This window comes from Alphaproteobacteria bacterium (assembly GCA_040216735.1).
Taxonomy (GTDB): Bacteria; Pseudomonadota; Alphaproteobacteria; order SHVP01; family SHVP01; genus CALJDF01.
Genome location: JAVJOO010000003.1, coordinates 38779 through 56044 on the forward strand (window position 1 = coordinate 38779; position 17266 = coordinate 56044).

Consider the following 17266-nt stretch of genomic DNA (forward strand, 5'->3'; position numbering starts at 1 on the left):
TCAAGTCCCTCAGCGGGCACCACGAATGCTGATAACCCCAACGACCTGTTCTGATCGTTGGGCTGTATTTCCCTGGGAATTGGTCCAAAATGAAGCGATGTTGGCCGTCCTCCGACGATCGGCCCGGTGCCTAGGAGGCCCTGTCCGAGCCGGATCGAACAGAAAACCTCGAGTCGGGGGTGGTGCGGGTCGGCCCCCGTCGAAACCATTTAGAAACCCGCTCCTGCGACACCATGTTCCATAGAATGTCCGCGACCAACCGATAGGGGCCCCCGATGGCCGGCACGAAGATTTCCCAGCATATGGTGACCAAGCCCTGCTTCGACCGCATCCGGGTCGAGCAGGACGGCACCTGGATCGCCGATACCGTGCGCGCGATCGTCCTGCACGAAGGGACGCTGCCGCCGGTCTACTACATCCCCATCGAGGATGTCCGGGAGGCGTATCTGAAAAAGACGGAGACCCAGACCCACTGCCCGTTCAAGGGCAACGCGAGCTATTGGTCCGTGCGGGTCGGCGGGGTCACGACCGAAGACGCCGTGTGGGGCTACGAAGACCCCTACGCCGAAGGCGAATCGCTGCGCGGCTACGTCGCCTTCGACCAATCGAAGATCAGCGCCATGTACAGGGGGTCCGAGGTGGTTGTGCCCGAATCGACGAACGGCGAGCGCTATGCGAACCCCTTGGTTGGCTGGGTCATTGGACCCGCGCTCGCGGCGGATTCGGCGGAAGCGTTGTTTAGGAGCTTCTGCGCCTCCCTGCAGGATGCGGGCGTGCCAGTATCCCGGGTTGTGGTCATCATTCCCAACCTGCACCCGCAAGTTTTTGCCCGTATGTTGTCGTGGGAACAGGGTGAGGCCGACGAAGAGGCCAAGGTCGAAGTGCGCTCGGCGCCGCACGATATCCTGACGCGCCCGGTCTTCGCCAATAGCCCGTTCGCCCCGATCCTCCGCGGCTCGGGCGGCGTGCGCCGGCGGTTGGAGGGGGACAACGTCAAGCTCGACTATCCGATCCTGGAGGATCTGCTCAAGGAAGGCGCGACCGACTACTGCGCGATGCCGTTCCGCTTCACCGACGGGCAGATTTGCATCCTTTCGGTCACTTCGTTTGTCGCCGGCGGCTTTGCCGCCGACGATCTCAACAAGATTTACGAGATCCTGCCCAGTCTGGGCCGCCTCTTCGAGGTCCACACCCAGCGGCGCACCGCGATCGGTCTTTTGGAGACTTACCTTGGCGCCCATACCGGACGCCGCGTGCTCAACGGCCAGGTCAAGCACGGCGACGGCGAACGGATTCACGCCGTCATCTGGTTCAGCGATTTTCGCGATTCGACGGCATTATCCGAGAGCATGACGCAGGAGACTTACCTGCTACATCTCAACCGTTATTTCCAATGCGTCGCGGGGTCGATTATCGAGAACGGCGGCGAAGTGCTGCGCTTCATCGGCGATGCGGTGCTCGCAATCTTCCCGATCTCCGACGCCGCGGACCGCGCTCGCACCGACGTGACCGGCACCGCCGAGGCCTGCCGCCGGGCGATGAAGGCCTCCCAGGAAGTAGAGGAAAAGGTCGCGGCGGAGAACGTCGCGCACGCCGATTTTCCGCCGATCCGTTATGGCATCGGGCTCCACCTGGGCGACGTCACCTACGGCAACATCGGAATCCCCGAGCGGCTGGAATTCACCGTGATCGGTCTCGCGGCCAACCAAGCCGCGCGGGTGGAAAGCATGACCAAGGAATTGAAGCAGACGGTCTTGGTCTCGGCCTCGTTCGCCGACAATTACCCCGGCAAGCTGATATCGGTGGGCAGCCATGTTCTCAAGGGGGTGCCGGGCGAGCACGAACTGTTCGTCCCTGGCGAGGGCGCTGCCGGAGAAATCGCGCCGATTCCGCCTGCAAAAAAGCCGGTAAAAGAAAAAGTGACGGTTACAGTGGGCGCGGACTAGGCGCGCCGCGCGCGACCTAAACCTTCGGAAAAGCTACCCGGCGGCGCCGAACCGGGTTAAAAATCGGGTGTCCCGCCGACGACTCAGAGACAGGCAAGTGCTGTGCGACGCGATAGGGGAATCGCCTAAGCCGCCGGCGGGACGTAAACCCTCAGAAAAAAAGCCCTCAACTCACGAACGCCGACGGCACTGGGTTCTCGCCCAAGGCGCCGCGAAGAACCGCCCAGTGCATGGCCTCGGCGCCGAGAATGCTGGCGGCGGCGGCCTTGAGGTCGCCGTTCTGGAATGCCGAGACGGCCTGGACGTAGGCGCTGACCGCCCCCTGTTCGAGGTCGGCGGCGAAGGCCAAGACATCGGCCTGGGTCTTGATGTCCGCGACCGGAAAATTGTAGTCGGACTTCGCGGGCGCTGGGGTCCCGCCGAGTTGGCGGATGGTGTCGGCGAGAACCTTGGCGTGTTCGCTGTGGTCGCGCTGGAACGCGAGTGCGATCTGCGCGACGGCCGGTACCAGCAAGCCGCTGTCGGCGCCGAGCTGGTAGGCGGCAATCGCTTCTTGCTCCGCGCCCAGCGCGCCGTTGAGAATATCGAGATCGCTCGAGGCGGCGTCGTCGCTTTTCGCGGCCATCGTCCCGCATCCTGCGAGCAGCGCGACGGCGGTCGCCGACAGCGTCAGCCCGCCCGCCTTGGAGAAAAAGCCGCGGCGCGAGACGAGGCTCGGTGCCGACTCGACGATCAAAGGATTGGGGTTCACAGGTGTCATGTTATGGCCCTCCGACACAGAAACAGTTATGGGGAATACCCATCCGGCGTTTGGCCGGATGCGCTAGTTGTTTCGCGGGCCCACGATGTTGCCCACAAAAAGTACCGGGCCGGTCGGCGCACCGGTGGGGGAGCCGCCGGTCGGTTCGACGCTGACTGCAAATCCGGTCCCGTCGGTGAAACTCGCGGGCAACGTCAGGCGCCGGCTTTTGTCAGGAGAGGCGAGACCGAGCGATACTGGCGCCAAGTCGCCGCGCCGAAGCAACCAAAGCTCGTAATCGCGGCCTGGCGGCGCGGTCGCCGCGCCGACGGCGGTGATTTCGGCGATCCCATCCGCTGCCACCCGAACCAACCAAGCCGACCCGTCGGCCTCGTTCTGGAGGGTCGCGACTCGGACCGCCTGGAAATCCGGGTTCGCCGGCGGGAGGAGTACGAAGACCAGGAGGGCAGCCGCCAATCCCGCGGCGGCGAGCCCAAATCCGCGCCAGAACGGAACGTTTCGCCACAGGCCCTTGGTTTGCGGTGCGCCCGCCCGGTCGCTGCCGATCTGTGCTTCGACGGCCGCCCAAACCCGTGCGGGGGGGGCCGTATCGGGTAAAGCCTCGCCAAGCGTGCCGAGCCGCCGTTCCCAGAACGCGACCTCCTGCCACAAATGGGGGTCGTCCTCGACCAGGCGCTCGAACCGAGTCCGCGCCGGCCCGCGCAGGGTACCGAGCACATACTCCCCCGCAAGCTGGCTGCGATCTGTGGTGCTAAGCTGTTTCACGGTCCAAACAATCTCTCAGGCGAAGGAGGCCGCGGCGCACCCAGCTTTTCACGGTGCCGATCGGCCGACGCAGATGGTCCGCCACCTCGCGTTGGGTAAGTCCTTGATAATAAATCAATAAAATAGACTGCTTCTGCTCTTCTTCCAGTTCGCCAAGGCAGGTCATAAGCTGCCGGGCGTCGCTTGACCGCATCGCCGTCTCGATCGGCGTCGGGTCGGTGCTGGGGAGTTGAAGCATGTCGCTTTCATTGCCTGCAAACTCGTCTTTTGGCCGACGCATCAGTTTCGACAGCGCGGCGTTCCGAGCAATCGTGACAATCCAGCTCATCCCGGCGCCTTTTGCCGAATCGTAGCGGTGTGCCGACCGCCAAATCCTTACGTAACTCTCCTGTAGCGCTTCCTCGGCCCAATCGGTACGTCTCAGGATACTCATCGAGAGGGCAAAAAGTTTCGGAGAAGTTAGTCGATAAAGCGCGGCAAAGGCCGTGGAGTCGCCTTTTGCGGCGGCTTCGAGGTAGGGGCCGATGGGATCGTCTGTCACCATGAATCGATCGGCCTGTTAGGGACGGTTCTAAGGGGTCGGACGTGGCGGGGCGGGTGCGCCCCGGTTCGGACCTTAGTTTTTAGCATCGTGCGCCGCAAGCAACCCCGGTGCACGGAAAAACGGGCACCTTGCGATGCCCGTTCCACCGTAAACGCGCCTGGTGTCGTTACATCGCGTGCCGGGCTTCCGTCGCCGGAACCCCTTGGTAGGGCGCGAACCCGCGCGCGGCATCGCCCAGCACCTGCGCCGTCTCCACAAGGTTGGCGTAGAAGGAGATGATGTGGGTGGCGTGCATGTGGGCCGTCTTTTCTTCCGCGTTCGGCGTCGCCCGTGCAAGCGACGCGTCGGTCACGAAGGTCAGTTCGTGCCCGCGGTGATAGCCTTCGACGATCGTCGACAAGCAACACATCGGCGAACTGTACCCGACGAGATAGACTTGTTCGGGCCGCGAGGTCTCCATGAACTTCTCGAACCCGGGATTGCTGTAGCAAGAGAAGTTGCTCTTGGTGAACAGATATTCCCGCGGGAGCGGTTCGAAGCCCTTCACGAACTGTGTCGCTGCGTGGGACTGGCCAAAGACCGCGCCAGGCTGTTCGTGCCGCACATGCGCGACGGTCCAATTCTTCTCCCGGGCGTGGGTGAGGACCTTGCGGCAGTTCTCGAGGCTTTCGTCGATCCCCTCCATGTAAAAGGGACGGCCCTTCGTCGTGTATTCCCGCTGGATCTCGATGGCGATCAGCAGGGGTGTCTCCGACACCTCGTAGTTTTGGCTTACATCGAAAGCTCTCATACCGCACCTCCGATCGGGTTCGTCGGCGTGCGTTCGCGCGAGAAGTCCAGCACGCCCGGTTGTTCCCATCTTCCTTCGGGACGGACCAGAACCATCGGATCGGCCGAAATCGACAACGCGTCGTCGAGACGCTCGAAGTCGCCGACGATGGTGACGTACTCGTGGTCCGAAAAATGGAAGAGATCTCCGCTTGGCGCGAAACCGTAGCGGGCCCACAATTTGACCAACCGTTTCTGTGCATGGGCATGGAGCTTGGTGTAGCCCTTCTGCCGGCATAGCTGGATCGAGAAATTGGCTACCGCGTTGATGATGCTCATACGCCGGTATTCCTTGCGAACCGCAAAGCGCTCAAGTTTGGCGAAGTCCCCGAAATACCGGACCCGCATGCACGCGACGGGCTCCTCGCCCTCGTAGGCAACGACGTGGGTGGCGGAAAAATCGTTCCCGTCGAACTCTTCGGCATAGGGGCAGTTCTGGTCGGCCATGAACACCGCGGAGCGGATGGCAAACGCTTGCATCATTTCTTCGATCGACCCGGCCACCTTGACCGAGATGTCGTTACGCCTGCTGTTAGGCAGGTACGAGGACGCCTTTGTCATTACGGAACTTCCTTTCGTTGACGACGACTTGTGGAGACTCACTCTGTAATTGGGACAACGCGTTGCTGATGGACTCGGGTGTCATGCCGGTAGCGCCGGCGCGGACCGCGGTTGCCGAGATACCGTCGCGGCGGCGAACGGGGATCGGGTAGATCCAACCGCATTCGTCCATAATTGCGCGTACCATCATCCCGCCGAGGTCGCTGCCATGGATGCCGTGGATCGGTTTACCGGGATGGGCCTTCTTGATTTCGGCGATGACCCCGTGAAATCCCTTTTGGTCGTAAATCTCGGGCATGAACGCGACGTCGACGCGATTGCTCAGACCGGCTTCTTCGAGGGCGCACTCAATCAAATGGCGGCGAGTCTCAGGGGCGAAGAAGCGTTGCCCGGTCGGGAAGTAATCGACATACGGATCGGCGCGCTCGGTACGTTCATAGATCTGCATGCCGCGTTCGATCCGGTCGATCACGATATCGCCGCGCTCCAACGCCAGCCGGTGGCCGCGAGGCACCAGCGTTGGGTGGACGATGACCCGTTCGAGGTTGCGGCGCTCAAGCGCATCACGGATCAGGCGAAGATGGGTGACATGAAAGGGGTTGAACGTCCCAAGAAAGATTCCGATCCCTCGCTTGGGATAAAAAAGCCCGCGTAAATCCGAAAGGAGACCGCCGCCGAAGACAAAGACCGCGAACGCTAGGCCCAAAACGATGAAAGATTCCTGAATCACCGGTACGCCGACGACGGCCGCGGCCGTCACGACGATATTGATCGATAGGGCCAACATGACGTTTCGGTTGAGGTCGCCGACATTCCGATTGAACAACATGATCGCGACATACTGGGCGCCCTGGGAGGCCGCCGTCGTGAGCGCGGCGGCACCGACAATTCCGCCCAGCGCGGACAGATTGGTGTCGCCGAACACACCCCCAAGTTGTATGATGAGAAAGGCTGCTAAGTTGAACGCGAATTGGGCGCCGAATCTTGCAAGGCGCCCCGCCGTGACTAGCACCAGTGCATAGTTGACCCGTTGTTCTATGCGGTTGCTAAGTCGCGAGTAAGTCGGCAGTGCTATGCCAATAAAGGCAGTCACGAGGATGAGGGCTGGGTTGGCCCAAGCGTCGAATCCGGCGGCGTAGGAGAGATACATGAGCGCACCGATAGCGGCACCCAACCGCGTCGACGGACTCCTTAAGTAGGCGCGATATATGGATTTTTTTTGCTTTGGCACAGATCCCCCACCCAATTCTGTTGCCGCGCGATAGACATCCGCCTACCCTCAAAACATGCGTCACCGTATCGGTCGTTTTAGGCGCTGCGAATTAACAAAATACGCATAAAAGACATGCAAAAAAGCAGATCGGCTGGAGAACTCCGGGATTGGCGCGACATCCAGTACTTTCTGGCGGTCGCGCGCACGGGCAGCTTCTCCGAGGCTGGTCGGCTCCTAAAAACCAATCAGTCGACCGTCGGCCGGCGCATCGCCGCGCTGGAAGACCGGCTCGGTGCCAAGCTCTTCGACCGGCACAGCCGCGGCATGCGCCTTACCCCGGCAGGAAAACTGATCTTCAGCCAGGCCGCTGACATGGAGGCCTCGGCGGCGGGTATCGAACGCCAGCTTGCGGGCGCCGACAACGAAATGACCGGTCTCGTCCGCATATCCATTACCGAAGGTCTCGCGACTCTTTGGTTGCCGCCGAAGCTCGTGGAGTTCCAGCGCGAACATCCGCACATCATGATCGAAACGGTCTGCAAGGACCGGGTCGTCGACCTTGCCATGCGCGAGGCCGATATCGCGGTTCGCTATGCGCGGCCTTCCGAACCCAAGTTGGTGGCGCGCAAGGTCGGGGCGATGGACCTGCACCTCTTCGCCACCAAATCCTACGTGCGCGTGTTCGGCACGCCGGAGTCGATCGACGATTTGTACCGGCACCGCCTCGTTGATCACACGGCGCTCCACATGAACCCGGGTTGGATGCCGTGGACCGATATCGTCCAGCGCCACAACGCGGTCGTCTATCGCTCGAATTCTTCTGCGTCGGTCGTGTCGGCGGTGCGTATGGGCATGGGTATCGGTCTTTTTCCGCTCTACGTCGAAGAGCTCGATTCGGAATTCGTCCGCCTTCCGGTGGACACCAATTGCTCGGCTGAAATCTGGCTGGTCTCGCACGAAGAAACCAACAAGGGTGCCCGTATCCGCGCGGTAATCGATCACTTGTCGGATGTCTTCGATCAAGACCGCGCGCGGTGGTTCTCGCGCAAACCCCGGCCATCGCGCCGCGCTGCAAAACACGAAGAACGCCGGGCGGTCTAGCCGGGGACGATCTGGGCGGAACGCCCGCGGCTTTCGTAGACTTGGAATAACCGGGACTGTAGGTTGCGAGGGCCTGACGTAGGGAAGGCTGCAAAATGACCCGGGCGGGATTGATCGCCCGGGCGCAAACAGGGAGGCGGTTGCCGATCTATCGGCGACCGTCGAGACGATCATGTTGATACTTCAACAACTGATATCCGGCCTGATGATCGGCGGCATCTACGTCATGGTGGCGGTGGCATTCACGCTCACCATTGGGATGCTCAACTTCCTCAATTTTACGATCCCGGCGCTCTTCATGCTTTCGGGCATGGTGGCCTGGGGTCTCACGACGATCGGGGTCCACTGGGCGCTGGCGCTGCTCGGCGGGGTCGCCACAGCGACAGTCGCGTCGCTGATCGTCGAGCGTTTCACCTATCGCTACATGCGGGTGCGGTATGGCGATGCTACGGAGCATGCGCTTCCGCTGGTGAGTTCGTTAGGCTTTTTGATCATTTTCGAACATCTCGTTCTGGTTATTCTCGGTTCCGATCCGCAGCGGTTTCCGACGCCGTTCACGAGTGCGGACTTCCACATCGGTAAGCTGGTCATCGGCATTCCCCAACTTGCAAGCCTCGTGCTGGCACTGGCAATCGTGTGGGGCCTAAGCGTCATGCTGAAGCGTAGCCGCGTCGGCCGTGCGCTACGAAGCATCGCGGAGAACCCCGATGCGGCGACCCTCATGGGGGTCAGCGTCAACTATATCGTCCCGATCGTCTTCGTCATCACCGGCCTGATGGCGGGTATTGCAGGCATGTTGTTCACGCTCAATTACGCCAACATCAATGCCTACATGGGGGACAACGTCGCTGCAAAGGCCATCGCCGGGATGGTCATCGGCGGGCTGGGCAATATTTGGGGCGCGATCGCCGGCGGGTTGATCGTGGGTCTCACCGAGGTGCTGGCGATCCATTTCTTCGGCGCCGACATCGTCAAGATTCCGATTTGGGGATTGTTGCTATTGATCCTTCTGATCCGCCCGGCCGGATTGTTCGGCCATACCGCCATCGGCAAAGGGAAGTTCTAAGCCATGAGCGGCTATTGGACCGGCATCCTGGCGATTCTCTGCTTCAATATCGTGGTGGCCTACTCGGTTTTCCTGCCTGCGGCGGCCGGGCAACTGAACCTCGGCGCGGCCGGTTTTGTCGCTATCGGCGCCTACACGAGCGGGTATCTCAGCACCGATGTCGGCCTCGCGATGTGGTTGACCATCCCCCTGGCGGCCCTTGCAACCGGCGCGGTTGCCTTTCTTATCTCGTTCCCAATCTTGCGTACCCGCGGCGTCTACATGGTGTTGGCGACGCTGGCCTTCGCGGAGATCGTCCAGGGAATATATATCAACCTGGAGATATTCGGCGCGGCGGCCGGATATCCGGTCGTGGCTTTCGCCGAACTCGACATCATCGCGCCGATTACGTTCGCCGTCGTTCTGTTCGTCTTTTTCTTGATGTCGACACGGTTCGGACTGTCGATGCGCGCGGTTCACGACGACGAGCGGGTGGCTAGCCTATTTGGTGTGCACACCCGCATGACGCAGGTGGCGGCCTTCACGCTCGGTGGAGTCCTCGCCGGGGTTGGCGGTGCGATCTGGGCGCATCAATTCAACTATGTCGAAATCCAGCATTTCAACATTCTGCTCAGTACTTTCGTACTGCTTTACGTCCTGATTGGCGGGACCCAAACCCCGTTCGGGCCGTTGGTCGGCGCGGTCTTTTTTACGCTGTTACCGGAGTTCCTGCGGGTCAGCCACGAATGGCGGTTCGTGATCTTTGGCGTCATCATCGTCCTGATGATGGTTGTCCGGCCGGAAGGGTTGGTCACCCGCACGCTCACCGATCGGGTCTACGGATTGTTTAGGCGCAGCGGCGGCACGCCGCTTGCCGAGGGCGGCAAACGATGACGGATGCCGTTCTCTCCTTTCAGACCGTTTCGAAGAATTTCAGCGGACTGCGTGTGGTCGACGAGGTGTCGTTCGACGTCGCCCGTGGCAGCCGCACCGCCCTAATCGGCCCAAACGGGGCCGGGAAGACCACCGTCTTTAACTTGATCAGCGGTGTGTATCCGATCGACGACGGGAAGGTTCTGCTCGACGGCATCGATATCACGCATCTCCCGGACCGCGAGCGTATCAATAAGGGGATCTCGCGCAGCTTCCAGAATATTCGTCTAATGCCGCATCTGAGTGCGGTCGAGAATGTCATGCTTGGTCAGCACGCCCGCGCGAGACGACTGGGTAGCCTGCTGTTCCCGCTCGGGTGGTTGCCGGGGAACCGTTGGGCCCGCGAGGCCGCCGATGCATTGGCCCAGGCTGGTCTTGGTACCTATCCAGGGGAGGTTGTCGCCAATCTTCCCTATGGCGTGCAAAAACGGATCGAGGTCGTCCGCGCGATGATGTCCGACCCGAAGGTTCTGCTACTCGATGAACCGGCAGCGGGCCTCAACGAGAAAGAAACCGAAGAGCTCCAACTGTTGCTCGAAGGGGTGTCGAAGCGCGGCGTCACGCTGCTGGTCGTCGAACACGACATGCAGTTCGTCCGCAGCCTTTGCGACCATGTCGTTGTGCTCAATTTCGGAAAGAAGATTTTTGAGGGACCCTCCAACGAGGTCCAGCGCGATCCCGGCGTACTTGAAGCTTATCTCGGGTCAGAGGCGGTCGGCGATGCTGCTTGAAGCCGAAGACTTGAATGTCCGCTACGGCCGTAACCACGCCGTCCGTCACGTGTCGTTGTCGGTCGGCGAGGGGGAGATCGTCACCGTGTTGGGTGCCAACGGCGCCGGGAAAAGCTCGCTCCTCAAGGCCCTCCAGGGAACCGCGGCTGCAACCGCAGAAAAGTTGCGTTTCCTCGGACAAGATATTTCTTCGCGGTCGGCCCAGAAACGCGTGCGTTCGGGTTTGGTAATGGTGCCGGAGGGGCGGCAGATCTTCGTTTCCATGTCCGTGCACGACAATCTGCTGATGGGCGCCTATTGCCGGCGGGATTCCGATGTCGCGAAGGACATCGAAGGCATCTACGAACGCTTTCCCAATCTAGCCCAACGGCGTTCGATGCCCGCGTCGGTTCTTTCCGGCGGCGAGCAGCAAATGCTGGCAATCAGCCGGGCACTGCTGGCGCGCCCTGTTCTGATGATGCTCGACGAACCGTCGTTGGGCCTCAGTCCAATATTGGTCAAACAACTCTTCGAGCTGATCGTGTCGTTGAATCAAGGCGGAATATCGATCCTTTTGGTCGAACAGAATACCCATAAAGCCTTGCAAACCGCGAACCGTGGCTACGTTTTGGAACTGGGAAAAGTGGTCGCCGAAGGACCGTCGGAACAGCTTCGTAGTGGCGAGAAACTGGAAGCCGCCTACCTCGGCACCGGATAACGCCGTCTTGTTAAGGCACGTTCCGAACGTCAGAATGTCATCAGGTCCGGACGAACGGACACAACCTGGGAGGAAGATACTGTGAAAAGATTTACTGGAGTTGCCGCCGCCGCGTTGGCGGCGTCGCTCGTCGCAGCGCCCGCCGGCGCCGCAGAAGAGATCGTTCTTGGCCTCAACATGGCCAAGACTGGGTTCTTGAAGTCGTCGGGCGAAACCACCGAGACCGCGGTCGATATCGCCGTTGCCGAAATCAATGCCGCCGGCGGCATCGGCGGTAAGATGATCAAGGTCGTCAAGTTCGATACCGGCAGCGATGCCAAGCAGGCCGCGGTCGCCACACGCAAACTTGCTGAGGACGACCACGCGCTTGCGATCATCGGTCCGTTCTCGTCGGGCGAAGCGCGTGTCGCATTTGCCGTTGGCGAACGCCTTGGGATCGTTCAGATTCCAAATGCCGCGTCGACCCCCGGTTTGGCCAAAGACAACTCGTTTGCGTTCCGCGTCACCGAAGACGAAGGCAAGCAGTTCAACCGGATGCTGACCAGCCTGAAGCGCAAAGGCATTCCAGCCGGGTCGGCCGCGATCATGTACGAGTCGGATCAGTTCGTGTCCAAGGCGGTCGGGACCGGGATCATGCCGGGCGCGTTCGCAGCCGTGGGCATTAAAGTTGTCGGCGAGCCCGAGGGATTCCCGCAGAACGCCTTCGACCTGTCGCCGCAAATTGCCAAGATCATGCAGACTCCGCCCGATCTGATCGGTGCCGGTGCGATCCTCGACAATGCGGTGAAGATTCTGAAAGAAGCCCGGCGTCAGGGCTTCAAGGGCCGCATGGTCGGCTCCCAGCTTTTCGCGGATCCCGAGATCGTCAACGTGGTTGGCACCGAAGCCGACGGCACCATTTTTGCCGCTGGGTACTGGTGGGACTTGAACGACAAGACCCGGGCGTTCACCGAAAAATTCAACGCTGAAAACAAAAAGCGCGGGATCGAATCGGCTTTCCCGCACCATGTCGACGCCCAGGCTTACGAGATCGTCTATCTCCTGGCCCAGGTCATTAAAGAGACGGGCGCCACCGGTGGCATGGCTGCGTTAAAGGACGAACGCATCGCCATCCGCGATCAGCTCCGCAAGACCGACTACGTCGGTATGCTCGGCCCGATTTGCTTCGACGCCGACGGCGATGCCGAATTGCCGGGCTTCATCATCGAGCTCAAGGACGGCAAATGGTCGATGTTCGACCAGCATCCGGCCGACAAGTGTGAGAAGACCGGCTCCTAGTCGTTCGACTGGAAGGGTGAAAAAGGGGCGGCGCTTGACCGCCCCTTTTTTTGCCTTGTGCCCGGTATTTGCGAACGTGGGCCGGCCTTTTCACGCGCGTTGGCGGTTCCGCGCCCTCTACCTCGGGCTCTTCGTCGCGTTCCTGCCGGTACCGTCGCTCGCCGCCGACACCGTTGCCGGAAAGTTGGAAGCGAGTTTTGAGGAACGCGGCCTCGGACGCGACGCGATGGGCGTCATCCCCAACACCGTCTTTCGGGCAGGACAAGCGCCGCCACGGGCCACCGAACCGGGTTTCCTGCGTACCATCGAAACCCCGGCCAAGCTCTTCGATGCGCCGACGAAACAATTTGAGGAGGCGCTCCGGCGCGCTGGGTGGAACGTCCCCCTTAGGGACGACACCCGCCGACGCTCGTTGGTGCAGTCGGACGCTGCGGCAGTGGGCAGGTTTGCGAGCCTATCGCACCGCACGGTCGATCGATGGCGGCAATCCCTGGATCGGTTCCAACGCGCCGGCGGCACGGACCGGACCGGTCTCAAGGACACGCTTGGAAGCGGCGATATCCCCAACCGGATCGTCCAGGCCGGTCTCGACGCCGGATTGGCGGAGACCTCAATGCGCCTTGGCAAGGTCGTACTTCCCTTCGCGTTCGATCTGATGGTGGCCGGACCCTCCACACCGCATTTTGCACCGAGCGGCGTCGAGCGGCTTGAGGGCACGTTCGGACCCGATCGTCATCGCCCGACCGGTGGTGCTGGCGTGACGTTGATCGTCGACCCCGGCGGTGACGACACCTACGACTTCGCCGACCTTCGCGCTGGGAGCGTTGTGATCGTTGTCGATCAGGACGGTGACGATTCCTACAGCGGCTCGGGCGGTGTCCTGTCGGTCTTGGTCGTGATCGACCATGCCGGCGACGACCGCTGGGGTGGAGGCGGCCCGGGACCGTCGGCGGCCTTCGGCGGGATTGCCGTGCTCGTCGATCTCCGCGGCGACGACATCTATGAGGCCGGCTATTTCGGCCAGGCCGCGGCCGTCCTTGGTCGGGCACTTCTTTACGATGCCGCCGGCGACGACACCTATCGGCTGGACGGTCTCGGTCAGGGGTTTGCCGGAACCGCCGGCGCGGCGGTTCTGGTCGATCTCGACGGCGACGACCGCTACCGCGCAGGCGGGTACGACGACGCCTTCGACCGTGGCGGCCGGGTCAGCAAGGCGCAGGGCGTCGGGTTTGGCAACCGCGAGGGCACGGCGGGCGGAATCGGGGTTCTCCTGGACCGGCGGGGCGACGACACCTACGACGCCGAGATGTTCGCTCAAGGGTACGGCTTCTATTTCGGGATGGGTTTGCTCGCCGACCGCGCCGGTCGCGATCGGTACACCGCGATACGCTATGCCCAAGGGTCGTCTGCCCACGTCGCCGTCGGCGTCCTCGTGGATGACGCGGGAGACGATTCCTATTTGGCGCCCGTCGGCGTTTCCCAAGGGATGGGGTTGGATCGTTCCATCGGCTACCTGCGCGACGGTGCCGGAAACGACCGTTACGACGCAGGATCGCTGGCCCAGGGTGCCAGCACCGCGAACGGCTTGGGCGTTGTCTTCGACGGCGGCGGCGCGGACTCGTTTTCTTTGGCGGGGTCGGGCTGGGGGGAGGGGCACTGGGCTGGCGGCCTGCCCGGCGTTGGCGCGTTGTTGGGCGCTGCAGTCGAGGACACTTTCACTGGGGGAAGCGAGCGCCAGGTAGTCGAAAAGATGCCGCTCGGCGGACCCCGCGGGCAAAGCGTTGCGCGCATCGAAGGGCCCACGGCGCCCGCATGCGTTGCGCCCAGTACGGAGAAGGCTCAAACCGGTTCTCTCGCCGAAGCCCTGGACATCGCCTATCCGCTCGCTGGGGACAGCGTGGCAGCCAAGGATGCCCATCTCTTCGTCCGCCGCGCGCTTTCGCTCGATCTTGGGGCGGTGATCGCTGCCGTTGGCGACAACGAGCATCGCGGCCTGGGTCTGCTCGGTGTTTTGCGATGTGTCGTGCGGGATCAGGGCGAGCCAGAGACCGAACGGATCATCGACGCCGTGGCGGCGCGGCTTCGCGAAGGTCACCTCGCCCAAGCTTGGATCTACGCGGGGGCGCTGGTCGCTGTGGAGCGTCCGCCCGGCGCTGGACGTCCGATTGTCGCGGCGCTGGCGTCGCAACGCGATTGCACGGCGCTTGTCGGCGCGATCGAACTTGCCCGCCGCACCCTCGTCCTGAGCGAGATCGCCGCACCGGATTGGATCGATGCCGTGGTTCGCCGCGGCGCGCACAGTCCATGCTGGCGCGCCCAAGCGGTCGCTTTGCGGTTCGGCGATGCGGTTGGCTACTACCCATCGTTCAGCCGTTCGGGCTTTCCGACTTTTCTCCGGGACGACGAGGTGCGTCGGCAAGCCTTCCCGGCGCGCTAGCGCTCACGCCATATCTGCCGCCTCGATTCCGCGCATGCACCACCCCTAGCGCGATGTGCACAAAGTTGGGGACAAGCTGTTCATGCGATGTGACATAAGTCTTTGGTTTTACACAGTTATTTTAGGCCGCTTGTGCGTTTGCCGTTGTTTCGGCGATCCGTTTCAAAGACCATGATAGGCGCGCGCGTTGGCGCGTTGGTGTTGGAACCAGAGACGGTGTGGGGGTCTTCGGATCCAAATTCCTCTCTGTTTTTTGCACCGGTCGGATTGCTCGTGCGCCGCAAGGCGGGCGGCAGTCAGGCCGGAAGGGCTCGGTCCACGAGCACCGTGTGCGTGTCGGTCGTTCGCTCTCCCTCCCGGAGCGCGGTCGCTGAACCAAGCTACGGTGCGACATCGGGTCGGCGGCTTTTCGAAGTCGTTAGTCACGGTGTCAGGTCGGGTAATTGCGCGGTCGGGTTTACCCGGCGGCGCAAATCCCGGTCACTGCGACGGGCGCCTGCCGAGAGGCCGGCGCAGGGTCGCGGGGATCTTCGGTGCTGGCTACGGTCGGATTCGAAGGTCTGCGATGGAACGGTGTGGACGGTGGCCGGCAACGGCTCCGAAAACAAAAGGCCCGCCGACGTTTCCGCCGCGGGCAAGGGGCTTTGAGCGGCTCCACGAGCGTCAGGGGCGTCTCTCGCGGGAGACAAAACATGGGCCCAGACCTATGTTTCCCTGGCGCTTTTTCTTCTCCGATCCTAGACCGGCACCGGCGCGCGGTTCAATACATTTTGTGCTGATGGACCACCCGAGCACCAAATATCGTTGCTAGGTCGCCTGTTCTTTGGTGTCGGCTACCAAAACGCCGTTTATCAGCCAGCTTCCATCCGGCTGTTGCTCCATGCGGTACAACGCCAACATGGTGGAAAGATCGAGGCCGACAAAAAACACCTCTTGTACCGGCTCGCCTCGGACGACCAAGAGGCGCCGGAACTCGACGCTACGCGGCCGATAGACCGACGTGTAGGACGATCGCACCATTTGCATGAAACGGTCGGGCGAACCGAATTGGGCGCGGATGCCCGGTGCGGCGTGGGCGAATGCCGCATCGCCGTCGTCGCGGCGGAAGGCGGCGATCTGCGATTCGATCACCGCGACGATCGCGGTTCGCGACGCGGCATCGCCCTCGACCATATCCTGGGCGGATGCCGGGGCAAGCGTGACAGTGAAGGATGCAACCAAAAGAACAAGAGTTGTCAAACGGATCATGCTCACTCCTTTCAGCGCGCAATGCCGTTAAGATAGCGGGCAATAGAAGCGACGGCGAGCCTTGCCCGAAGGGAGAAAGACAATGGAGATACTCGCAGCGGTTCTGCGCGAACCCGGTGGCCGGTTTGAGTTGGAGACCGTGTCGCTCGATGCGCCGCGCGCGGGCGAAGTGCTGGTTCGGGTCGTCGCTTCAGGCGTTTGTCACACCGATATCGGGGTGCAGCACATCATGCCGATGCCCGTCGTCCTCGGCCATGAGGGCTCGGGGATTGTCGAGGCCGTTGGGGCGAATGTGACAAAGGTCGCGCCGGGCGATCGTGTGGTGATGACCTTCGGTTCGTGCGGTGCCTGCGCATCCTGCGCGGAAGGCGCGCCGTCCCACTGCCACAACATGCGCATTCTGCAGTTCTCCGGCGGCCGCGCCGACGGTTCACCGACGATGCAACGTCAGGGCCAAAAGCTGAACGGTGCGTTCTTCCAGCAGTCGTCCTTTGCTACTCACGCGCTGGCGACCGAGCGGAACGTGGTCAAGGTCACCAACGACGACGTGCCGCTCGAACTTTTGGGCCCGCTGGGGTGTGGCATTCAAACCGGCGCCGGTGCAATTCTCAACACGATCAAAGCGCGCGCCGGGTCCAGCGTCGCCGTGATGGGCGCGGGATCGGTCGGTTTGAGCGGCGTCATGGCCGCGCGCCTCGTCGGATGCACGACGATTGTTGCCGTGGATGTAAACGACTCCCGCCTCGCTCTAGCACTCGAACTTGGCGCGACGCACGCGCTTGATGCGCGGGACGGCGATGTCGCGGCACGGATCCGCGAAATGACTGGCGGCGGCGCCCACTTCGTTCTGGAGACGGCCGGGACAGTGCAATCCTTTACCGATGCTATCGCCTGCATGACCATGCGCGGCGTTTGCGGTATCGTCACGGTGCCCAATCACGGAGCGCCGTTCGAGTTTAGCGCCCGCGACGTTTTGACGGGCGGGCGCACCGTCGTCGGCGTATTGGAGGGATCTAGCGTCCCCGATGTCTTCATCCCGCAACTGATCGAGTTCTATGCCCAGGGACGTTTTCCGATGGACCGTTTGGCGAGCTACTACCCGTTCGAGCGGATCAACGAAGCCGTCGCCGACTCGATCGCCGGCAAAGCGATCAAGCCGATCCTTAGAATGGCGTGAGT

16 protein-coding genes are annotated in these 17266 nt (G+C 62.1%); 9 read left to right on the top strand and 7 right to left on the bottom strand.

The annotated features are described in order from the left end of the window. Positions 1–275: 275 nt before the first annotated feature. Positions 276–1946, top strand: coding sequence for a DUF427 domain-containing protein (locus RID42_08300; protein MEQ8247670.1), 1671 nt, complete (start codon positions 276–278; stop codon positions 1944–1946). A gap of 166 nt (positions 1947–2112) precedes the next feature. Here RID42_08300 and RID42_08305 read toward each other — a convergent pair whose 3' ends face one another. From RID42_08305 to RID42_08330, 6 genes are all read right to left on the bottom strand, one after another. After that, entirely contained in the window at positions 2113–2706 is a 594-nt protein-coding gene (locus tag RID42_08305) for a ferritin-like domain-containing protein (GenBank protein ID MEQ8247671.1), read from the bottom strand. Between the two features lie 63 nt (positions 2707–2769). Further along, positions 2770–3471 (bottom strand): anti-sigma factor, encoded by a 702-nt coding sequence (locus RID42_08310; GenBank protein MEQ8247672.1) that lies wholly within the window; start codon positions 3469–3471, stop codon positions 2770–2772. After that, positions 3458–4015, bottom strand: a complete 558-nt coding sequence (locus RID42_08315; GenBank protein MEQ8247673.1) for a sigma-70 family RNA polymerase sigma factor — start codon at positions 4013–4015, stop codon at positions 3458–3460. Before RID42_08315 ends, RID42_08310 begins: the two co-directional genes overlap by 14 nt. A 166-nt stretch (positions 4016–4181) precedes the next feature. Beyond that, the gene (locus RID42_08320) at positions 4182–4805 is read right to left on the bottom strand and encodes a cysteine hydrolase (protein MEQ8247674.1); all 624 of its coding nucleotides are present in this window, start codon (positions 4803–4805) and stop codon (positions 4182–4184) included. Beyond that, positions 4802–5404 carry a GNAT family N-acetyltransferase gene (locus tag RID42_08325; GenBank protein MEQ8247675.1) on the bottom strand — a complete coding sequence of 201 codons (603 nt, stop codon included), beginning with the start codon at positions 5402–5404 and terminating at the stop codon, positions 4802–4804. The genes RID42_08320 and RID42_08325 overlap by 4 nt, the downstream gene beginning before the upstream one ends. Further along, positions 5376–6554, bottom strand: a complete 1179-nt coding sequence (locus RID42_08330; GenBank protein ID MEQ8247676.1) for a hypothetical protein — start codon at positions 6552–6554, stop codon at positions 5376–5378. Before RID42_08330 ends, RID42_08325 begins: the two co-directional genes overlap by 29 nt. Positions 6555–6749: 195 nt before the next feature. Here RID42_08330 and RID42_08335 point away from each other — a divergent pair, with 195 nt between their 5' ends. The 7 genes from RID42_08335 (at position 6750) to RID42_08365 (ending at position 14839) form a co-directional block, all read left to right on the top strand. Next, entirely contained in the window at positions 6750–7718 is a 969-nt protein-coding gene (locus RID42_08335) for a LysR family transcriptional regulator (protein ID MEQ8247677.1), read from the top strand. Between the two features lie 172 nt (positions 7719–7890). Next, positions 7891–8784, top strand: a complete 894-nt coding sequence (locus RID42_08340; GenBank protein MEQ8247678.1) for a branched-chain amino acid ABC transporter permease — start codon at positions 7891–7893, stop codon at positions 8782–8784. A gap of 3 nt (positions 8785–8787) precedes the next feature. Beyond that, positions 8788–9657: a branched-chain amino acid ABC transporter permease gene (locus RID42_08345; GenBank protein ID MEQ8247679.1), complete on the top strand. Its 870-nt coding sequence runs from the start codon at positions 8788–8790 to the stop codon at positions 9655–9657. After that, positions 9654–10427, top strand: coding sequence for an ABC transporter ATP-binding protein (locus RID42_08350; GenBank protein MEQ8247680.1), 774 nt, complete (start codon positions 9654–9656; stop codon positions 10425–10427). Before RID42_08345 ends, RID42_08350 begins: the two co-directional genes overlap by 4 nt. Further along, positions 10417–11124, top strand: coding sequence for an ABC transporter ATP-binding protein (locus tag RID42_08355; GenBank protein MEQ8247681.1), 708 nt, complete (start codon positions 10417–10419; stop codon positions 11122–11124). The genes RID42_08350 and RID42_08355 overlap by 11 nt, the downstream gene beginning before the upstream one ends. Positions 11125–11205: 81 nt before the next feature. Next, on the top strand, positions 11206–12402 hold the full coding sequence (locus RID42_08360; GenBank protein MEQ8247682.1) for an ABC transporter substrate-binding protein: 1197 nt from the start codon (positions 11206–11208) through the stop codon (positions 12400–12402). A 34-nt stretch (positions 12403–12436) separates the two neighbouring features. Continuing rightward, on the top strand, positions 12437–14839 hold the full coding sequence (locus tag RID42_08365; protein ID MEQ8247683.1) for a hypothetical protein: 2403 nt from the start codon (positions 12437–12439) through the stop codon (positions 14837–14839). An 807-nt stretch (positions 14840–15646) separates the two neighbouring features. On the opposite strand, the gene RID42_08370 is transcribed toward RID42_08365, so the two are convergent. Continuing rightward, positions 15647–16087 carry a DUF4864 domain-containing protein gene (locus RID42_08370; protein ID MEQ8247684.1) on the bottom strand — a complete coding sequence of 147 codons (441 nt, stop codon included), beginning with the start codon at positions 16085–16087 and terminating at the stop codon, positions 15647–15649. Positions 16088–16169: 82 nt separating this feature from the next. Between RID42_08370 and RID42_08375 the strand changes: the two genes are divergently transcribed. Beyond that, positions 16170–17264, top strand: coding sequence for an NAD(P)-dependent alcohol dehydrogenase (locus RID42_08375; GenBank protein ID MEQ8247685.1), 1095 nt, complete (start codon positions 16170–16172; stop codon positions 17262–17264). Positions 17265–17266: the final 2 nt, after the last annotated feature.